The following is a 17,881-nucleotide window of genomic DNA, read 5'->3' on the forward strand; positions in this document are numbered from 1 at the left end:
TCATTAAGATTGTTATCGATGCCATCAAATAACTTCTGTTGGATGGGATTGATCTTACTCACATTAGTCGATACGCAATTCAGTGAGTTGAAGTGACTCCGAACTCTGAAAAAGCAGTTTGAATAGCATTTCAACAAATGAGCAGACAAATGCCATCAGGTCTAAAATCGGGCAAAACAGAACTTAATATATTGTTTTAATTATTTATTTCCGTTCAATACGATTCCTATCACCCAAACCACTTGTTATTGATTTGTTGTTTTTGATCACAATAAAAAAACAATATGTCACTTTTGTGCGCATTTTTCAGAAATGTAGATACTTTTAGATTATGGCTACGAAATGAGCATCGCCATGTCACCCTACATCTCATAAGAGGATCGCTTCTGATGAATGCACTGACCGCCGTACAAAATAACGCTGTCGATTCAGGCCAGAACTATAGCGGATTCACCCTCACCCCGTCGGCGCAATCCCCGCGTCTGCTGGAACTCACCTTCACCGAACAAACGACCAAACAGTTTCTCGAGCAGGTTGCCGAGTGGCCCGTGCAGGCGCTGGAGTACAAATCGTTTCTGCGTTTTCGGGTAGGCAAAATTCTCGACGATCTGTGTGCGAATCAGCTGCAACCGTTGCTGTTGAAGACGTTGCTAAACCGCGATGAAGGTGCGTTGTTGATCAATGCGGTGGGTGTCGATGATGTCGCGCAGGCAGATGAGATGGTGAAGCTGGCAACGGCGGTAGCGCATCTGATTGGCCGTTCCAATTTCGATGCGATGAGCGGTCAGTATTACGCGCGTTTTGTAGTGAAAAATGTCGATAACTCAGACAGCTATCTGCGTCAGCCGCACCGCGTGATGGAGTTGCATAACGACGGTACCTACGTTGAAGAAATCACCGACTACGTGCTGATGATGAAAATCGACGAGCAGAACATGCAGGGCGGAAATTCGCTGCTGCTGCATCTCGATGACTGGGAACATCTGGACCACTATTTCCGCCACCCGCTGGCGCGTCGCCCAATGCGTTTTGCCGCGCCGCCGAGCAAAAACGTCAGCAAAGATGTTTTCCATCCGGTGTTCGACGTCGATCAGCAGGGTCGCCCGGTGATGCGTTATATCGACCAGTTCGTCCAGCCAAAAGACTTCGAAGAAGGCGTGTGGTTGAGCGAGCTTTCCGATGCCATTGAAACCAGCAAAGGCATTCTGTCTGTGCCGGTTCCCGTTGGCAAATTCCTGTTGATTAACAACCTGTTCTGGCTGCACGGTCGCGACCGCTTTACCGCGCATCCGGATCTGCGTCGCGAACTGATGCGCCAGCGTGGCTATTTCGCTTACGCCACTAACCACTACCAGACGCATCAGTAAGCGCAAAGGAATTGAGCGGATGTATGATTTTGTGATTATTGGCGGCGGCATCATCGGCATGTCGACCGCCATGCAACTGATTGACGTCTATCCGGATGCCCGCATTGCGCTACTGGAAAAAGAGTCCGGCCCGGCCTGTCACCAGACGGGCCACAACAGCGGCGTGATCCATGCCGGGGTCTATTACACGCCCGGCAGCCTGAAGGCGCAGTTTTGCCTGGCGGGAAATCGCGCCACCAAAGCCTTTTGCGATCAAAACGGCATTCGCTACGACAACTGCGGCAAGATGCTGGTTGCCACGTCCGATCTCGAAATGGAACGGATGCGCGCCTTATGGGAACGCACAGCGGCGAACGGTATCGAGCGCGAATGGCTAAACGCCGACGAACTGCGCGAGCGCGAACCGAATATCACCGGGCTCGGCGGCATTTTTGTGCCGTCCAGCGGTATTGTCAGCTACCGCGAAGTGACGGCGGCGATGGCAAAAATCTTCCAGGCCAGAGGCGGTGAGATTATTTATAACGCCGAAGTCAGCGGCCTTAATGAGCATAAAAACGGCGTGGTGATACGTACCCGCCAGGGCGGCGAATATGAAGCATCGACGCTGATTAGCTGTTCCGGGCTGATGGCTGACCGGCTGGTGAAAATGCTCGGCCTCGAACCTGGCTTTATTATCTGCCCGTTCCGCGGCGAGTATTTCCGCCTTGCGCCGGAGCATAACCACATTGTTAACCACCTGATTTACCCCATTCCCGATCCGGCAATGCCGTTTTTGGGCGTGCATCTCACCCGCATGATTGACGGCAGCGTCACCGTCGGGCCAAACGCGGTGCTGGCGTTCAAACGCGAAGGCTATCGCAAGCGCGACTTCTCATTTAGCGACACGCTGGAGATTTTGGGCTCGTCGGGAATTCGCCGGGTACTGCAAAACCATCTACGCTCAGGACTGGGCGAGATGAAAAACTCGCTGTGCAAAAGCGGCTATCTGCGGCTGGTGCAAAAGTATTGTCCCCGGCTTTCGTTAAGCGATCTCCAGCCCCGGCCTGCCGGTGTGCGGGCGCAGGCGGTATCGCCAGACGGCAAGCTGATTGACGATTTTCTGTTTGTCACCACCCCACGCACGATCCACACCTGCAATGCGCCCTCCCCGGCAGCGACATCAGCAATTCCTATTGGTGCGCATATTGTCAGCAAGGTACAAACGCTGTTGGCAAGCCAGAGTAACCCCGGACGCACGCTGCGAGCGGCACGTAGTGTGGATACCTTACACGCCGCATTTAATCAATAACCTTTGAAAACAGGACGTAACGATGAAACTTAACGACAGTAAATTATTCCACCAGCAGGCGTTGATTAACGGGGAATGGCTGGACGCCAACAATGGTGAAGTCATCGACGTCACCAACCCGGCGAATGGCGAGAAGCTGGGTAGCGTGCCGAAAATGGGCGCTGATGAAACCCGCGCCGCTATCGACGCTGCCAACCGCGCCCTGCCCACCTGGCGTGCGCTCACTGCCAAAGAACGCGCCACCATTTTGCGTAACTGGTTCAATTTGATGATGGAGCATCAGGACGATTTAGCGCGCCTGATGACCCTTGAACAGGGCAAGCCGCTGGCTGAAGCGAAAGGCGAAATCAGCTACGCCGCCTCCTTTATTGAGTGGTTTGCCGAAGAAGGCAAGCGTATTTATGGCGACACCATTCCCGGCCATCAGGTCGATAAGCGTCTGATTGTTATCAAGCAGCCAATTGGCGTTACCGCAGCTATCACGCCGTGGAACTTCCCGGCGGCGATGATTACCCGTAAAGCCGGTCCGGCGCTGGCGGCAGGCTGCACGATGGTGCTGAAGCCCGCCAGTCAGACGCCGTTCTCTGCGCTGGCGCTGGCGGAACTGGCGACTCGTGCGGGCGTTCCGGCTGGCGTGTTTAACGTGGTCACCGGTTCGGCGGGCGCGGTCGGTAATGAACTGACCAGCAATCCGCTGGTACGCAAACTGTCGTTTACCGGCTCGACCGAAATTGGCCGCCAATTAATGGAACAGTGCGCGAAAGACATCAAAAAAGTCTCGCTGGAGCTGGGCGGCAACGCGCCGTTTATTGTTTTTGACGATGCCGATCTCGACAAAGCCGTGGAAGGCGCGCTGGCCTCGAAATTCCGCAACGCCGGGCAAACCTGCGTCTGCGCCAACCGTTTATACGTGCAGGACGGCGTGTATGACCGCTTTGCTGAAAAATTGCAGCAAGCGGTGAGCAAACTGCACATCGGCGACGGGCTGGATAAAGGCATCACCATCGGGCCGCTGATCGATGAAAAAGCGGTGGCGAAAGTGGAAGAGCATATTGCCGATGCCCTGGAGAAAGGCGCGCGCGTGGTTTGCGGTGGTAAAGCGCACGAACGCGGCGGCAACTTCTTCCAACCGACCATTCTGGTGGACGTTCCAGCCAACGCCAAAGTGTCGAAAGAAGAGACGTTCGGCCCCCTCGCCCCGCTATTCCGCTTTAAAGATGAAGCCGATGTGATTGCACAAGCCAATGACACTGAGTTTGGCCTTGCCGCCTATTTCTACGCCCGCGATTTAAGCCGCGTCTTCCGCGTGGGCGAGGCGCTGGAGTACGGCATCGTCGGCATCAATACCGGCATTATTTCCAATGAAGTCGCCCCGTTCGGCGGTATCAAGGCCTCGGGTCTGGGTCGTGAAGGTTCGAAGTATGGCATCGAAGATTACTTAGAAATCAAATATATGTGCATCGGTCTTTAACTGGAGAATGCGAATGAGCAGCAATAAAGAGTTAATGCAGCGCCGTAGTCAGGCGATTCCCCGTGGCGTTGGGCAGATTCACCCGATTTTCGCTGACCGCGCGGAAAACTGCCGGGTGTGGGACGTTGAAGGTCGTGAGTATCTTGATTTCGCGGGCGGCATTGCGGTGCTCAATACCGGTCACCTGCATCCGAAAGTGGTTGCAGCGGTGGAAGCGCAGTTGAAAAAACTGTCGCACACCTGTTTCCAGGTGCTGGCTTACGAGCCATATCTGGAACTGTGCGAAATAATGAATCAGAAGGTGCCGGGCGATTTTGCCAAAAAAACGCTGCTGGTAACGACCGGTTCTGAAGCGGTGGAGAACGCGGTAAAAATTGCCCGCGCCGCCACCAAACGCAGCGGCACCATCGCCTTTAGCGGCGCGTATCACGGGCGTACGCACTACACGCTGGCGCTCACCGGCAAGGTGAATCCGTACTCTGCGGGCATGGGCCTGATGCCGGGGCATGTTTATCGTGCGCTTTACCCTTGCCCGCTGCACGATATCAGTGAAGACGACGCTATCGCCAGCATCCACCGGATCTTCAAAAATGACGCTGCGCCGGAAGATATCGCCGCCATCGTGATTGAACCCGTTCAGGGCGAAGGCGGTTTCTATGCCGCGACGCCAGCCTTTATGCAACGTTTACGCGCGCTGTGTGACGAGCACGGGATCATGCTGATTGCCGATGAAGTACAGAGCGGCGCGGGGCGTACCGGCACGCTGTTTGCAATGGAGCAAATGGGCGTGGCGCCGGATCTCACCACCTTTGCGAAATCGATCGCGGGCGGTTTCCCGCTGGCGGGCGTCACCGGGCGCGCCGAAGTGATGGACGCTGTCGCTCCGGGCGGCCTGGGCGGCACCTATGCGGGTAACCCGATTGCCTGCGTGGCGGCGCTGGAAGTGTTGAAGGTGTTCGAGCAGGAAAATCTGCTGCAAAAAGCCAACGATCTGGGGCAGAAACTGAAAGACGGATTGCTGGCGATCGCCGAAAAACACCCGGAAATCGGCGATGTACGCGGCCTGGGGGCGATGATCGCCATCGAGCTGTTTGAAGATGGCGATCACAACAAACCGGACGCTAAACTCACCGCTGACATCGTGGCGCGCGCCCGCGACAAAGGCCTGATTCTGCTCTCCTGCGGCCCGTACTACAACGTGCTGCGCATCCTTGTACCGCTCACCATTGAAGACGCTCAGATCCGTCAGGGTCTGGAGATCATCAGCCAATGTTTTGATGAGGCGAAGCAATAGCATCACATCCATGCCGGAGGCGACGCTTTGCGTCTTGTCCGGCCTACGAGAATCCAGGTCGGATAAGGCGTTTACGCCGCATCCGACAATCTGTACGTGAACAGGAATAAATCTATGTCGGCCGGATAAGGCGGAGCCGCTCTCCGGCAAAAAGAATCAATAACAATTAAACGCGTGACCCGACGCGGGAAATGTCGGGGCGCTCTCCCAAGTGACACACTTTCGAGAGGATTCAGGATGGGGCAATCATCGCAACCACATGAGTTAGGCGGCGGGCTGAAATCACGCCACGTCACCATGTTGTCTATTGCCGGTGTTATCGGCGCAAGTCTGTTTGTCGGTTCCAGCGTCGCCATCGCCGAAGCTGGCCCGGCGGTATTGCTGGCCTATCTGTTCGCCGGGTTACTGGTGGTTATGATCATGCGGATGCTGGCGGAAATGGCGGTCGCCACGCCCGATACCGGTTCCTTTTCCACCTACGCCGATAAAGCCATTGGCCGCTGGGCGGGCTATACCATCGGCTGGCTGTACTGGTGGTTTTGGGTACTGGTTATCCCGCTGGAAGCCAACATCGCCGCTATGATCCTGCACTCCTGGGTTCCCGGCATTCCCATCTGGTTATTTTCCCTCGTCATTACCCTCGCCTTAACCGGCAGTAATTTATTAAGCGTCAAAAACTACGGCGAATTTGAGTTCTGGTTGGCGATATGCAAAGTGATCGCCATCCTGGCGTTTATCTTCCTCGGCGCAGTGGCGATTAGCGGTTTTTATCCTTATGCCGAAGTGAGCGGTATCTCAAGATTGTGGGATAGCGGTGGCTTTATGCCGAACGGCTTTGGCGCGGTATTAAGCGCGATGCTGATCACCATGTTCTCGTTTATGGGGGCAGAAATTGTCACTATTGCGGCAGCAGAATCCGACACGCCGGATAAACATATTGTCCGCGCCACCAACTCGGTTATCTGGCGTATCTCTATTTTCTATTTGTGTTCTATTTTTGTCGTCGTGGCACTCATTCCGTGGAATATGCCAGGACTGAAAACCGTGGGTTCCTACCGTTCCGTGCTGGAGCTGCTGAATATTCCGCATGCAAAATTCATTATGGATTGCGTTATTTTGCTGTCAGTAACCAGCTGCCTGAACTCGGCGCTGTATACCGCTTCAAGGATGCTCTACTCCTTAAGCCGTCGCGGGGATGCGCCCGCGGTAATGGGCAAAATCAACCGCAGTAAAACGCCGTACGTGGCAGTATTACTTTCGACCGGCGCGGCATTTTTAACGGTGGTGGTGAACTATTACGCGCCCGCCAAAGTGTTTAAATTCCTGATTGACAGCTCCGGCGCTATCGCCCTGCTGGTTTATTTAGTCATTGCCGTTTCACAATTGCGGATGCGTAAAATCCTGCTGGCGGAAGGCGGCGAAATTCGCCTGCGCATGTGGCTTTATCCGTGGCTCACCTGGCTGGTGATTGGCTTTATTACCTTTGTGTTGGTGGTGATGTTATTCCGCCCGGCGCAGCAGTTAGAAGTGATCTCCACCGGCTTATTAGCGATAGGGATTATCTGCACTGTGCCAATTATGGCGCGCTGGAAAAAGCTGATAATGTGGCAAAAATTACCCGCGCATAATACGCATTAACGTTGAGCAGGAGTCACACCATGACCATTACGTCTCTGGATGGCTACCGCTGGTTGAAAAACGATATTATTCGCGGCAATTTTCAGCCGGATGAAAAATTACGGATGAGTTTACTGACATCGCGTTATGCACTTGGTGTTGGGCCGTTGCGGGAAGCCCTTTCGCAACTGGTGGCGGAACGGTTGGTCACGGTGGTGAATCAAAAAGGGTATCGGGTGGCGTCTATGTCAGAGCAGGAGTTGCTCGATATTTTCGATGCCCGTGCCAATATGGAAGCTATGCTGGTAAGCCTGGCGATTGCCCGCGGTGGCGATGAGTGGGAGGCAGACGTACTTGCGAAGGCGCATCTGCTTAGTAAGCTTGAGGCCAGTGAAGCAAGTGAGAAAATGCTTGATGAGTGGGATCTGCGTCATCAGGCGTTTCATACTGCGATTGTGGCGGGCTGTGGTTCTCACTATTTATTGCAAATGCGTGAACGATTGTTTGATCTGGCGGCGCGCTATCGATTTATCTGGCTGCGGCGAACGGTGCTTTCGGTGGAAATGCTGGAAGACAAACACGATCAACACCAGACCCTGACGGAAGCCGTCCTGGCGCGAGATACCGCGCGCGCCAGTGAGTTAATGCGCCAGCATTTGCTGACGCCGATTCCGATTATCCAGCAGGCGATGGCGGACTAACCGCTATTACTCTGGAATACGCAACACTTGCCCCGGGTAAATTTTATCCGGGCTTTTCAGCATCGGTTTATTCGCTTCGAAGATTTTATTGTACAGATTGGCGTTGCCGTAGACCTGTTTTGAAATCGCGCTAAGAGTGTCGCCAGACTTAACGGTATAAAACTGGCTGGCAGTGGCTGGTGTCGCCGTTTTTACCTGATCGTCCACGCTGGCAATACCGGAAATATTCCCCACCGCAACAAGGATTTTTTCCTTCGCTTCCTGGCTCAAACCATCACCAGTCACCGTCGCTTTGCCATCGGTAATTTGGATATTTACTTTATCGGCATCTGGAATGCCGGTTTTGTTCAAATGCTCCTGCACCTTCTTCGCCTGATCGTCTTTATCGTGCTGACCGGTGACCGTGTCCCAGAGTTTTTCTCCGGCATCTTTCACAAAATTGAACAGTCCCATAGCTACCTCATTCGTTAACGGAAACACTCAGAAAGTGTAGCAGAGGAACGCGGCGCGTTAACGCCGCGGGGGTGAGCACGGGATTAATCGCGAGTTTGCACCCAGAAAGCGTGAATCAAACCCGGGATATAACCGAGCAGTGTCAGTAGAATATTAATGATGAACGCCCAGCCAAATCCTTTACCCAACAGCACGCCAAGCGGCGGCAAAATGATGGTGATGACGATTCTCCAGAAACCCATATTTACTCCCTATAATAAAATTAACCATTGTTTAAAAAGAGATTTTATCTCCTAAGCGTAATAATTTTAGCGGAACCTGCCAGTTTCAGCCTACGCGTTTACCCTCATTTACGCTGCTGACGCTGGTATACGTTGCGTTTTTAGTTTAGAGTTTACTTAATTTAGTAAATACTTAAATAACTATGACTGAACTCGCGCAATTACAGGCCAGTGCCGAGCAGGCAGCAGCCTTACTGAAAGCAATGAGTCACCCCAAACGGTTGTTGATTCTGTGCATGCTTTGCGGTTCACCCGGCACCAGCGCCGGAGAACTGGCTCGCATTACCGGACTTAGCGCCTCCGCCACGTCACAGCATCTGGCTCGCATGCGTGACGAGGGGCTTATTGACAGCCAGCGGGACGCCCAACGCATTCTTTACTCCATTAAAAATGAGGCGATAAATGCCATTATCGCCACCCTGAAAAATATCTATTGTCCGTAAGGAGTGACGATGGCTTTGATAACAATTTCACCGCATAACGCGCAAGAATTAATCGCGCACGGTGCAAAGTTAATCGATATTCGAGATGCCGACGAATATCTTCGTGAACATATTCCAGCAGCCTCTCTGGCACCATTATCCGTGATAGAACAGTCTGGTCTTCCGGATAAATTACGTAGTGAACAAATTATATTCCACTGCCAGGCAGGTAAACGCACCAGCAATAACGCCGATAAATTAGCAGCGATTGCCGCCCCCGCAGAGGTCTTTTTACTGGAAGATGGGATCGATGGCTGGAAAAAAGCGGGATTGCCGGTAGCAGAAAATAAATCTCAACCGTTGCCATTAATGCGTCAGGTACAGATCGCCGCTGGCGGCTTAATATTAATCGGCGTCGTACTGGGTTATGCCATTAATAGCAGCTTCTTCTTATTAAGTGGATTTGTCGGCGCAGGATTAATGTTTGCAGGAATCAGCGGTTTTTGTGGGATGGCAAGGCTATTAGATAAAATGCCGTGGAATCAGCGAACTTGAGAAGCAACGCCGGATGCGCCATAGCGGCAGCATCCGGCTCAAGGGATTAGATCAGGAAATCGTCGAGAGATTTACCTTCTGCCAGCGCCTGAGCAATTGGCTTCGGCGTACGGCCCTGACCGGTCCAGGTTTTGGTTTCACCATTGAAGTCGGTGAATTTATATTTTGCTGGACGCGGTTCACGCTTTTTACCTGCACGCGGTGCAGCGGTGCCGTTAGCTAATAACTCTTCCGGGTTAATACCGTCAGCTTTCATCAGCTCCAGCCAGGTGCTAATTTTTTCCTGGCGTTCTGCCAGTTCGCGCTGCTGCTGTTCTTCTTCTTCACGTCTTTCTTTAGTGACAACCCTGAATTTTTCGAGCATTTCTTCAAGAACGTCAATGGAGAATTCGCGAGCCATTGCACGAAGGGTGCGGATGTTATTTAAGCTTTGTAACATTACAGACATAATAAAGAAAACCTTTTAACGCCAAAACAAAAAGTATTTCGCCGTGTAGTTTAAGCGATCACTTATTATATTTCCACAAAATTTAATATATTTACAATCGCGGAGTGATATTATTTCGCACGTTATTTACTGACACATTAATGCTTATATGCAAATTATATAGCAGCCATTTAACTTACTTATTACAGCTACTGGCGAGTGTTCCGGTGTACGATACAACCTCCCGGCTAATAATGGAACACACGATTTGCATAAATATGCACACAAAAAGGATACATACCAAACATCGTAACCTGAAACTTTATGCTGCCATTACAGGCTTTACGGCATAAAAGATGCTGAATGTGGCCAGGCGCGCCCCTGAGCCGAATTCTCTACGCTTTACTGCGTAAACACACCTTGTTCACTCCGCCAAAAGATATCAGAGCCACGTCGTAACATAATGATTTAAAATAATATTATCTTTTAAGACATAAAAAAATCCAGAATGTACAAAAAATGCGCCACTGCGGAATATTTTATCTACAAAAACCAAAGAAATAAAAATTTTTCACTAATTGATAAGTCGTAGCCAGCAATATACGCTATGCGAAAATGCAAACGGTAATTTAAACCACTGCATTCACATTCATCCGATTTCGCGTTTATTAAGGAGCATGGGCATGTTCTCACCGCAGTCACGCTTGCGTCATGCAGTAGCAGATACGTTCGCGATGGTTGTTTACTGTTCTGTCGTGAACATGTTTATCGAAGTATTTCTCTCCGGAATGAGCTTCGAACAGTCCCTTTATTCCAGACTGGTAGCGATTCCGGTGAACATCTTAATTGCATGGCCATACGGTATGTACCGCGATCTATTTATGCGAATGGCACGCAAAGTTGGCTCGTCGGGCTGGGTAAAAAATCTTGCGGATATTCTGGCTTATGTGACGTTCCAGTCACCGGTATATATGGCAATCTTACTCGTCGTGGGCGCGGGTTGGCACCAGATTATGGCTGCGGTCAGTTCAAACATCGTCGTTTCGATGTTGATGGGTGCGGTCTATGGCTACTTCCTTGACTACTGCCGCCGCCTGTTCAAAGTCAGCAGTTACCAGCAGGTAAAAGCCTGACCCTTCTTTTCGCGACTGGCATCGCCAGTCGCGTCTTTAACTGGCATCGCCAAACAATCCATGTAGATAACGTTCAAGCGCAACACGCGAGCTGAAACCGTGTGGAATACCGTAATGCTCATGACGTTCACCCGCTAAATAGAGCGGAAATTGCTGGTAATGATCGCAAGTTTTAATATCGGAAGCGGGTTCAGCCAGTGTGGAACTACGTTCTTTTAATGTTGGATGAATTATCAGTGCGGTACGTCCCATTCTCGCTTCGCGGTTAACATAGACATAATGTTCCCCACGACGGTAACCGTATGCTTTCTGGGTTACTACATCGACAGTAAAACCGACTTTCTCAAGTACGCGCGCCACCTCGTCTGGTCGTAAATACATATTTTATCCTCGTTATTATCTACTGCGCGCCTACCTTACCTGATTGCGCATTCACAACGCTTTCAGAAAAGTCCATAAAGCCGCAATGAATCTCTGCCAAGAAAATTATGGTCTACACTGAAAATTACATTGAATTCTAATGGGGGATCATATGTTTAACAGACCGAACCGCAACGACGTCGATGATGGCGTGCAGGATATTCAGAATGATGTCAATCAATTAGCTGACAGTCTCGAATCTGTATTGAAGTCCTGGGCCGAAGCCGCACGTAGTAAAGCTCAGGCCTTGTTGAAAGAAACCAGAGCGCGAATGCATGGTCGTACTCGCGTCCAGCAAGCCGCACGCGATGCCGTTGGCTGCGCTGACTCTTTTGTTCGTGAAAGACCCTGGTGTAGTGTGGGAACCGCTGCTGCGGTAGGTATTTTTATCGGCGCGCTGTTAAGCATGCGTAAATCGTAGTGAAACAATGATACTAAATACACGTCCTTGACCCCGAAGCCTGACTTCGGGGTTTTTAACTTAAGGCATTGCGTAATTGTTGTGCCACCAGCTGCGCCATACTTTCGCTAACGATATTGGTAAACGAGAGAAGCAATCCTCCTTCCCCATTTGAACGGATACGCCAGTCGCTAAGTGCCTGCACCGCAAGGCCAGCAGCATTGGCTTTACGCGCGTGGGCAATATCATCGCCCGTCATGCTGATAACCATCTGGATACCGCCTTTTTGCGGCACAACCTGAAATCCCTGCTGCGTAAGAGCCTGCTCAATCCACTGCCGACGTTGAGCATAGTGCTGACGCATTTTCTTCAGATGCCGCCAGAAATGCCCCTCACGAATGAAATCTGCCAGAGTGTTCTGCCATAGAACAGGCACAGCACATGGCTCCAGTGACGCCTGTTGGCGGAATTGCGTAATCTGCTCCACCGGCACCACCAGCCACGCACAGCGCAGTGCCGGAAACAGCGATTTACTGAATGTTCCGGCATAAATCACCCGCTGCGGCGCATCAAGACTTTTTAGCGCCGGTAACGGCTTACCGTGATAGCGAAACTCACTGTCGTAATCATCTTCAATAATCCATGCCTGACTACGCTCTGCCCATTCCAGCATCTGGTGCCTGCGCGCTAAAGAGAGCGCCACACCCAGCGGGCTCTGGTGTGCCGGAGTAATCAGAGCAAAACGCGCATCAGGATATTTTTGCATTCCGCATGTGACATCCAGTCCGTTGTCGTCAACTGGCACAGGTAAAATTTCTACACCGTGGCGAATGACAATAGGCCGAATCAGCGGAAAGCCGGGATCTTCCATCCACATCCCGTCTCCCGGTTTCGCCAGCGCGTGCAGAATTAAGGCCATTGAGGCCGCATAACCGTGAGTGATAAAGACCTGCTCTGGCTGGCATTCAATCCCGCGTGAGACGCGTAAGTAATCAACAATTGCCTCGCGCAACGCCGCCTCACCACAGACATCGCCTAACGCCAAATCAAAGCGCGTCTGAGTACGCAGACGGCGGCCCATCACCCGCGCCCACAATTCTCGCGGAAAGAGCTCGAGTGCGGGTAATCCCATTTGAAACGGCAACGGTTGCTGACTTTCACCAGCAAAAGCCACTACATCCACAGCAGATTGTTGCGGATGTATCAGCTCACTGACAAAGGTACCCGCCTGCCCCCGCCTCACCAGCCATCCCTGCGCCACCAGTTCAGCATAAGCATTTTCGACAGTGGATCGAGAGACGCCCAGTTCCTGCGACCAGGTACGACTCGAAGGTAGCCTTGCGCCAGGTTTCAGTTCCCCTTGCTCAATAGCTGTTTTTAACTGACGGGCGATATCCTGATAGCACGGCATATGGTCTGCTTTTTTAGGTAATTTATGGCTCTCTTTAACAGTCCATTATAGTGCTACATTGCGGGCGTTAATAAGAGGAGAAACTGTATGACTACATTACGTCAGCCTTACTACGAACTTAGTCCGGCAGTGTATAGCGCACTGGTGCAGGCCAAAACGGCACTGGAAAATAGCGCGCTGGATACCACGCTGATGGAGTTAGTTTATTTGCGCGTCTCGCAAATCAACGGCTGCGCATTTTGTCTGGAGATGCACAGCAAAGCATTACGCAAATCCGGTGTGCCACAGCACAAGCTGGACGCTCTGGCAGGCTGGCGGGTGAGCCATCATTTTGATGATCGCGAGCGGGCGGCGCTGGCATGGGCGGAATCGGTGACCGATATCGCCAGAACCCATGCGGAAGACGACGTTTATCAACCTCTGCTTGAGCATTTCAGCGCAGCAGAAATCAGCGACTTAACATTTGCCATCGGACTGATGAATTGCTTTAACCGCCTGGCGGTTTCCATGCGGATGTAATTTGCTGTTGCCGGGTATTCGCCCGGCAAAAAAACACAAAACCCCTACCCCGTTGAACCACTCAGCGGCGGCATAATCAATCTAAAAATCCCATATCTTGTATGGTTGAATATTTTTTCAACTACATCTAGTATCTCTGAATCAACAGAGAGACAACCCGACGCGTATCATCGCGCCGTATCTTCATTTTAAACGGAAATACGAATCATGCGCATTACTATTTACACTCGTAACGATTGCGTTCAATGTCACGCCACCAAACGGGCAATGGAAAACCGGGGCTTTGATTTTGAGATGATTAATGTCGATCGCGTTCCTGAAGCAACAGAAGCGTTGCGTGCTCAGGGCTTTCGCCAGTTACCGGTGGTAATTGCTGGCGATCTTAGCTGGTCTGGCTTCCGCCCGGACATGATCAACCGTCTGCATCCAGCATCACACGCGGCCAGTGCATGAGCCAGCTCGTCTACTTCTCCAGCAGCTCCGAAAACACACATCGCTTTATCGAACGTTTAGGGCTGCCCGCCGTGCGCATTCCGCTCAATGAGCGGGAACGGATTCAGGTAGACGAGCCTTACATCCTGATCGTGCCTTCTTACGGCGGCGGCGGTACGGCTGGCGCGGTGCCACGACAGGTGATTCGCTTTTTAAACGACCAACATAACCGGGCGTTGCTTCGCGGCGTTATTGCTTCGGGTAATCGCAATTTTGGCGAGGCATATGGTCGCGCCGGAGATGTGATTGCACAGAAATGCGGCGTGCCGTGGCTGTACCGCTTTGAACTCATGGGTACGCAAAGCGATATCGAAAACGTTCGTAAAGGAGTAACCGAATTTTGGCAACGACAACCGCAGAACGCCTGATGCAGGAAACAATGGATTACCACGCCCTGAATGCGATGCTTAACCTTTACGATAGCGCGGGTCGCATTCAGTTCGATAAAGACCGCCAGGCAGTAGACGCATTTATGGCGACACATGTACGCCCGAACAGCGTGACCTTCAGTAGCCAGCAGCAGCGCCTGAACTGGTTGGTCAATGAAGGTTACTATGATGAAAGCGTCCTCAACCGTTACTCTCGCGAATTTGTCATTACGTTGTTTGCCCACGCACACGCCAGCGGCTTTCGTTTCCAGACATTCCTCGGTGCATGGAAGTTTTACACCAGCTATACGTTGAAGACATTCGACGGTAAGCGTTATCTGGAAGATTTTGCCGATCGGGTAACGATGGTGGCGCTGACGCTGGCACAAGGCGACGAAACGCTGGCCTTACAACTCACCGATGAGATGCTGTCAGGACGCTTTCAACCTGCCACGCCGACATTCCTCAACTGTGGTAAACAGCAGCGCGGCGAACTGGTTTCCTGTTTTCTGCTGCGTATTGAGGACAATATGGAGTCGATTGGCCGGGCGGTAAATTCCGCACTGCAACTGTCGAAACGCGGCGGCGGCGTGGCATTTTTGCTGTCGAATCTGCGGGAAGCGGGCGCGCCAATTAAACGTATTGAAAATCAATCTTCTGGCGTGATTCCGGTGATGAAAATGCTGGAAGACGCCTTTTCCTATGCCAATCAGCTCGGCGCTCGTCAGGGGGCTGGTGCAGTCTATTTACACGCCCATCATCCCGATATTCTGCGTTTTCTCGATACAAAGCGGGAAAATGCCGACGAGAAAATCCGCATTAAAACGCTGTCGCTGGGCGTTGTGATCCCCGATGTCACTTTCCATCTGGCGAAAGAGAACGCACAGATGGCACTATTTTCGCCCTATGACGTTGAGCGAGTTTATGGCAAGCCGTTTGCCGATATCGCCATCAGCGAACACTATGACGAACTGGTTGCCGATGAACGCATCCGCAAAAAATACATCAACGCCCGTGATTTCTTCCAGCGGCTGGCGGAGATCCAGTTTGAGTCCGGCTATCCCTACATCATGTATGAAGACACGGTTAACCGTGCTAACCCTATCGCCGGGCGCATAAATATGAGCAATCTCTGCTCAGAAATTTTGCAGGTTAACAGCGCCTCAGAGTATGACGAGAATCTCGACTATGCCCGCACAGGCCATGATATTTCCTGCAATTTAGGTTCTTTGAATATTGCCCACACCATGGATTCCCCCGACTTTGCCCGCACGGTAGAGACAGCCGTACGCGGTTTAACGGCAGTGTCAGATATGAGTCATATCCGCAGCGTGCCGTCCATCGCAGCCGGAAATGCCGCCTCGCACGCCATCGGTCTGGGGCAAATGAATTTACACGGTTATCTGGCGCGAGAAGGCATCGCCTATGGTTCGCCGGAAGCACTGGATTTCACCAATCTCTATTTCTATACCATTACCTGGCACGCGCTGCGTACATCGATGTTGCTGGCGCGCGAACGCGGTGAAACCTTCGCCGGGTTCAAACAGTCGCGCTATGCCAGCGGTGAATATTTTAGCCAATATCTGCAAGGTAACTGGCAGCCAAAAACGGCGAAAGTTAGCGAACTGTTTGCTCGTAGCGGTATCACATTACCTACTCGTGAGATGTGGGCGCAGTTGCGTGACGACGTGATGCGTTATGGTATCTACAACCAGAATCTCCAGGCGGTGCCGCCAACCGGCTCCATCTCTTACATCAACCATGCCACGTCGAGTATTCATCCGATTGTGGCGAAAGTGGAGATCCGCAAAGAAGGCAAAACCGGGCGCGTTTACTACCCTGCCCCATTTATGACTAACGAAAATCTGGCGCTGTATCAGGACGCTTACGAAATCGGCGCGGAAAAGATCATCGACACCTACGCCGAAGCGACCCGCCATGTCGATCAAGGGCTGTCGCTGACGCTATTTTTCCCCGATACCGCCACCACTCGCGATATCAACAAAGCGCAGATTTACGCCTGGCGAAAAGGGATAAAAACGCTCTATTACATCCGCCTGCGTCAGATGGCGCTGGAAGGCACTGAAATTGAAGGCTGCGTCTCCTGCTCGCTATAAGAGACTGGCAGAGAATTGCAATATATTGAATTTGCATGATTTTGTAGGCCGGATAAGGCGTTCACGCCGCATCCGGCAGGGGCAAAGCGCACATTGCCAAAAATCGAAACCTGCCAGGTCAGGCTCTAAGGATTGCTTATGAAACTCTCACGTATCAGCGCCATCAACTGGAACAAGATAACAGACGATAAAGATCTGGAGGTGTGGAATCGCCTGACCAGTAATTTCTGGCTCCCGGAAAAGGTGCCGCTGTCGAACGATATTCCTGCGTGGCAGACATTAAGTGCCGTAGAACAACAACTGACGATGCGCGTTTTTACTGGCCTGACACTGCTCGACACGCTGCAAAATGTTATCGGCGCGCCTTCGCTGATGCCCGATGCACTCACGCCCCATGAAGAGGCGGTATTATCGAATATCAGCTTTATGGAAGCGGTTCATGCCCGTTCTTACAGTTCGATTTTCTCGACGTTGTGCCAGACAAAAGATGTCGATGCCGCCTACGCCTGGAGTGAAGAAAACTCGTCGTTGCAAAGAAAAGCACAGATTATTCAGCAACATTATCGTGGTGATAATCCGCTGAAAAAGAAAATCGCCAGTGTCTTTCTTGAATCATTTTTGTTCTACTCCGGTTTCTGGCTGCCGATGTATTTTTCCAGTCGCGGTAAGCTGACCAATACCGCCGATCTGATCCGTCTGATTATCCGCGATGAAGCCGTCCACGGTTATTACATCGGCTATAAATATCAGAAAAACCTGGAAAAGCTCTCTCTGGCACAACGAGAAGAGTTGAAGAATTTCGCCTTCGATTTGTTGCTGGAACTCTACGACAACGAGTTGCGATACACCGATGAGCTGTACGCCGAAACAACGTGGGCTAACGATGTAAAAGCGTTTCTCTGCTACAACGCCAATAAGGCGTTAATGAACCTGGGCTACGAACCGTTATTTCCCGCAGAAATGGCAGAAGTGAATCCGGCAATCCTCGCAGCGCTTTCGCCGAATGCCGATGAAAATCACGACTTCTTTTCTGGCTCTGGCTCCTCTTATGTAATGGGGAAAGCGGTCGAAACAGAAGATGAAGACTGGAATTTCTGACGAGGTTATTTTTCAAAAATATCACTACCCACAGCAGGGAAATAATC

At 51.5% G+C, this 17,881-nt stretch carries 20 protein-coding genes; 15 read left to right on the forward strand and 5 right to left on the reverse strand.

Annotated elements, in window-relative coordinates; translation table 11 throughout:
- Nucleotides 1-389 precede the first annotated feature (389 nt).
- The 6 genes from glaH (at nt 390) to csiR (ending at nt 7,738) form a co-directional block, all read left to right on the forward strand.
- A complete protein-coding gene (gene glaH, locus A9180_RS17790; RefSeq protein WP_064529905.1) occupies nt 390-1,367 on the forward strand; it encodes a glutarate dioxygenase GlaH in 978 nt (325 codons plus the stop codon).
- Between the two features lie 19 nt (nt 1,368-1,386).
- The gene (gene lhgO / locus A9180_RS17795) at nt 1,387-2,655 is read left to right on the forward strand and encodes an L-2-hydroxyglutarate oxidase (RefSeq protein WP_064529906.1); all 1,269 of its coding nucleotides are present in this window, start codon (nt 1,387-1,389) and stop codon (nt 2,653-2,655) included.
- Between the two features lie 22 nt (nt 2,656-2,677).
- A complete protein-coding gene (gene gabD, locus A9180_RS17800) occupies nt 2,678-4,126 on the forward strand; it encodes an NADP-dependent succinate-semialdehyde dehydrogenase (protein ID WP_064529907.1) in 1,449 nt (482 codons plus the stop codon).
- 13 nt (nt 4,127-4,139) lie between these two features.
- Nucleotides 4,140-5,420, forward strand: a complete 1,281-nt coding sequence (gabT, locus tag A9180_RS17805) for a 4-aminobutyrate--2-oxoglutarate transaminase (protein WP_064529908.1) — start codon at nt 4,140-4,142, stop codon at nt 5,418-5,420.
- A 237-nt stretch (nt 5,421-5,657) separates the two neighbouring features.
- Nucleotides 5,658-7,058: a GABA permease gene (gabP, locus tag A9180_RS17810; RefSeq protein WP_064529909.1), complete on the forward strand. Its 1,401-nt coding sequence runs from the start codon at nt 5,658-5,660 to the stop codon at nt 7,056-7,058.
- A gap of 20 nt (nt 7,059-7,078) precedes the next feature.
- Complete coding sequence (gene csiR / locus A9180_RS17815) at nt 7,079-7,738, forward strand: DNA-binding transcriptional regulator CsiR (RefSeq protein WP_064529910.1); 660 nt, start codon at nt 7,079-7,081, stop codon at nt 7,736-7,738.
- 6 nt (nt 7,739-7,744) lie between these two features.
- Here the strand turns inward: csiR and kbp are convergent, their stop codons facing one another.
- The gene (gene kbp, locus A9180_RS17820) at nt 7,745-8,191 is read right to left on the reverse strand and encodes a potassium binding protein Kbp (RefSeq protein WP_064529911.1); all 447 of its coding nucleotides are present in this window, start codon (nt 8,189-8,191) and stop codon (nt 7,745-7,747) included.
- An 83-nt stretch (nt 8,192-8,274) separates the two neighbouring features.
- Nucleotides 8,275-8,433 carry a YqaE/Pmp3 family membrane protein gene (locus A9180_RS17825; protein WP_000508177.1) on the reverse strand — a complete coding sequence of 53 codons (159 nt, stop codon included), beginning with the start codon at nt 8,431-8,433 and terminating at the stop codon, nt 8,275-8,277.
- Nucleotides 8,434-8,615: 182 nt separating this feature from the next.
- On the opposite strand from A9180_RS17825, the gene A9180_RS17830 reads away from it, so the two are divergent.
- Both A9180_RS17830 and A9180_RS17835 read left to right on the forward strand, forming a co-directional pair.
- Nucleotides 8,616-8,915 (forward strand): ArsR/SmtB family transcription factor, encoded by a 300-nt coding sequence (locus tag A9180_RS17830; RefSeq protein ID WP_064529912.1) that lies wholly within the window; start codon nt 8,616-8,618, stop codon nt 8,913-8,915.
- A gap of 9 nt (nt 8,916-8,924) precedes the next feature.
- The gene (locus A9180_RS17835; protein ID WP_064529913.1) at nt 8,925-9,449 is read left to right on the forward strand and encodes a rhodanese family protein; all 525 of its coding nucleotides are present in this window, start codon (nt 8,925-8,927) and stop codon (nt 9,447-9,449) included.
- A gap of 46 nt (nt 9,450-9,495) precedes the next feature.
- On the opposite strand, the gene stpA is transcribed toward A9180_RS17835, so the two are convergent.
- Nucleotides 9,496-9,897, reverse strand: a complete 402-nt coding sequence (gene stpA / locus A9180_RS17840; RefSeq protein WP_064529914.1) for a DNA-binding protein StpA — start codon at nt 9,895-9,897, stop codon at nt 9,496-9,498.
- 662 nt (nt 9,898-10,559) lie between these two features.
- Between stpA and alaE the strand changes: the two genes are divergently transcribed.
- The gene (gene alaE, locus A9180_RS17845; RefSeq protein WP_064529915.1) at nt 10,560-11,009 is read left to right on the forward strand and encodes an L-alanine exporter AlaE; all 450 of its coding nucleotides are present in this window, start codon (nt 10,560-10,562) and stop codon (nt 11,007-11,009) included.
- A 36-nt stretch (nt 11,010-11,045) separates the two neighbouring features.
- On the opposite strand, the gene A9180_RS17850 is transcribed toward alaE, so the two are convergent.
- Entirely contained in the window at nt 11,046-11,390 is a 345-nt protein-coding gene (locus tag A9180_RS17850) for a DUF2002 family protein (RefSeq protein WP_064529916.1), read from the reverse strand.
- 151 nt (nt 11,391-11,541) lie between these two features.
- On the opposite strand from A9180_RS17850, the gene A9180_RS17855 reads away from it, so the two are divergent.
- On the forward strand, nt 11,542-11,850 hold the full coding sequence (locus tag A9180_RS17855) for a DUF883 domain-containing protein (protein ID WP_064529917.1): 309 nt from the start codon (nt 11,542-11,544) through the stop codon (nt 11,848-11,850).
- Between the two features lie 55 nt (nt 11,851-11,905).
- Here the strand turns inward: A9180_RS17855 and A9180_RS17860 are convergent, their stop codons facing one another.
- Entirely contained in the window at nt 11,906-13,240 is a 1,335-nt protein-coding gene (locus A9180_RS17860) for a PLP-dependent aminotransferase family protein (protein ID WP_064529918.1), read from the reverse strand.
- 87 nt (nt 13,241-13,327) lie between these two features.
- Between A9180_RS17860 and A9180_RS17865 the strand changes: the two genes are divergently transcribed.
- The 5 genes from A9180_RS17865 (at nt 13,328) to nrdF (ending at nt 17,834) form a co-directional block, all read left to right on the forward strand.
- A complete protein-coding gene (locus A9180_RS17865) occupies nt 13,328-13,759 on the forward strand; it encodes a carboxymuconolactone decarboxylase family protein (RefSeq protein WP_064529919.1) in 432 nt (143 codons plus the stop codon).
- A 207-nt stretch (nt 13,760-13,966) separates the two neighbouring features.
- Nucleotides 13,967-14,212, forward strand: a complete 246-nt coding sequence (nrdH, locus tag A9180_RS17870; RefSeq protein ID WP_064529920.1) for a glutaredoxin-like protein NrdH — start codon at nt 13,967-13,969, stop codon at nt 14,210-14,212.
- Complete coding sequence (gene nrdI, locus A9180_RS17875) at nt 14,209-14,619, forward strand: class Ib ribonucleoside-diphosphate reductase assembly flavoprotein NrdI (protein ID WP_064529921.1); 411 nt, start codon at nt 14,209-14,211, stop codon at nt 14,617-14,619. The genes nrdH and nrdI overlap by 4 nt, the downstream gene beginning before the upstream one ends.
- Complete coding sequence (gene nrdE, locus A9180_RS17880; protein ID WP_064529922.1) at nt 14,592-16,736, forward strand: class 1b ribonucleoside-diphosphate reductase subunit alpha; 2,145 nt, start codon at nt 14,592-14,594, stop codon at nt 16,734-16,736. Before nrdI ends, nrdE begins: the two co-directional genes overlap by 28 nt.
- Before the next feature lie 138 nt (nt 16,737-16,874).
- Nucleotides 16,875-17,834, forward strand: a complete 960-nt coding sequence (nrdF, locus tag A9180_RS17885) for a class 1b ribonucleoside-diphosphate reductase subunit beta (protein ID WP_064529923.1) — start codon at nt 16,875-16,877, stop codon at nt 17,832-17,834.
- Nucleotides 17,835-17,881: the final 47 nt, after the last annotated feature.

This window comes from Escherichia sp. B1147 (genome assembly GCF_001660175.1).
In the GTDB taxonomy this organism is placed as follows: domain Bacteria; phylum Pseudomonadota; class Gammaproteobacteria; order Enterobacterales; family Enterobacteriaceae; genus Escherichia; species Escherichia whittamii.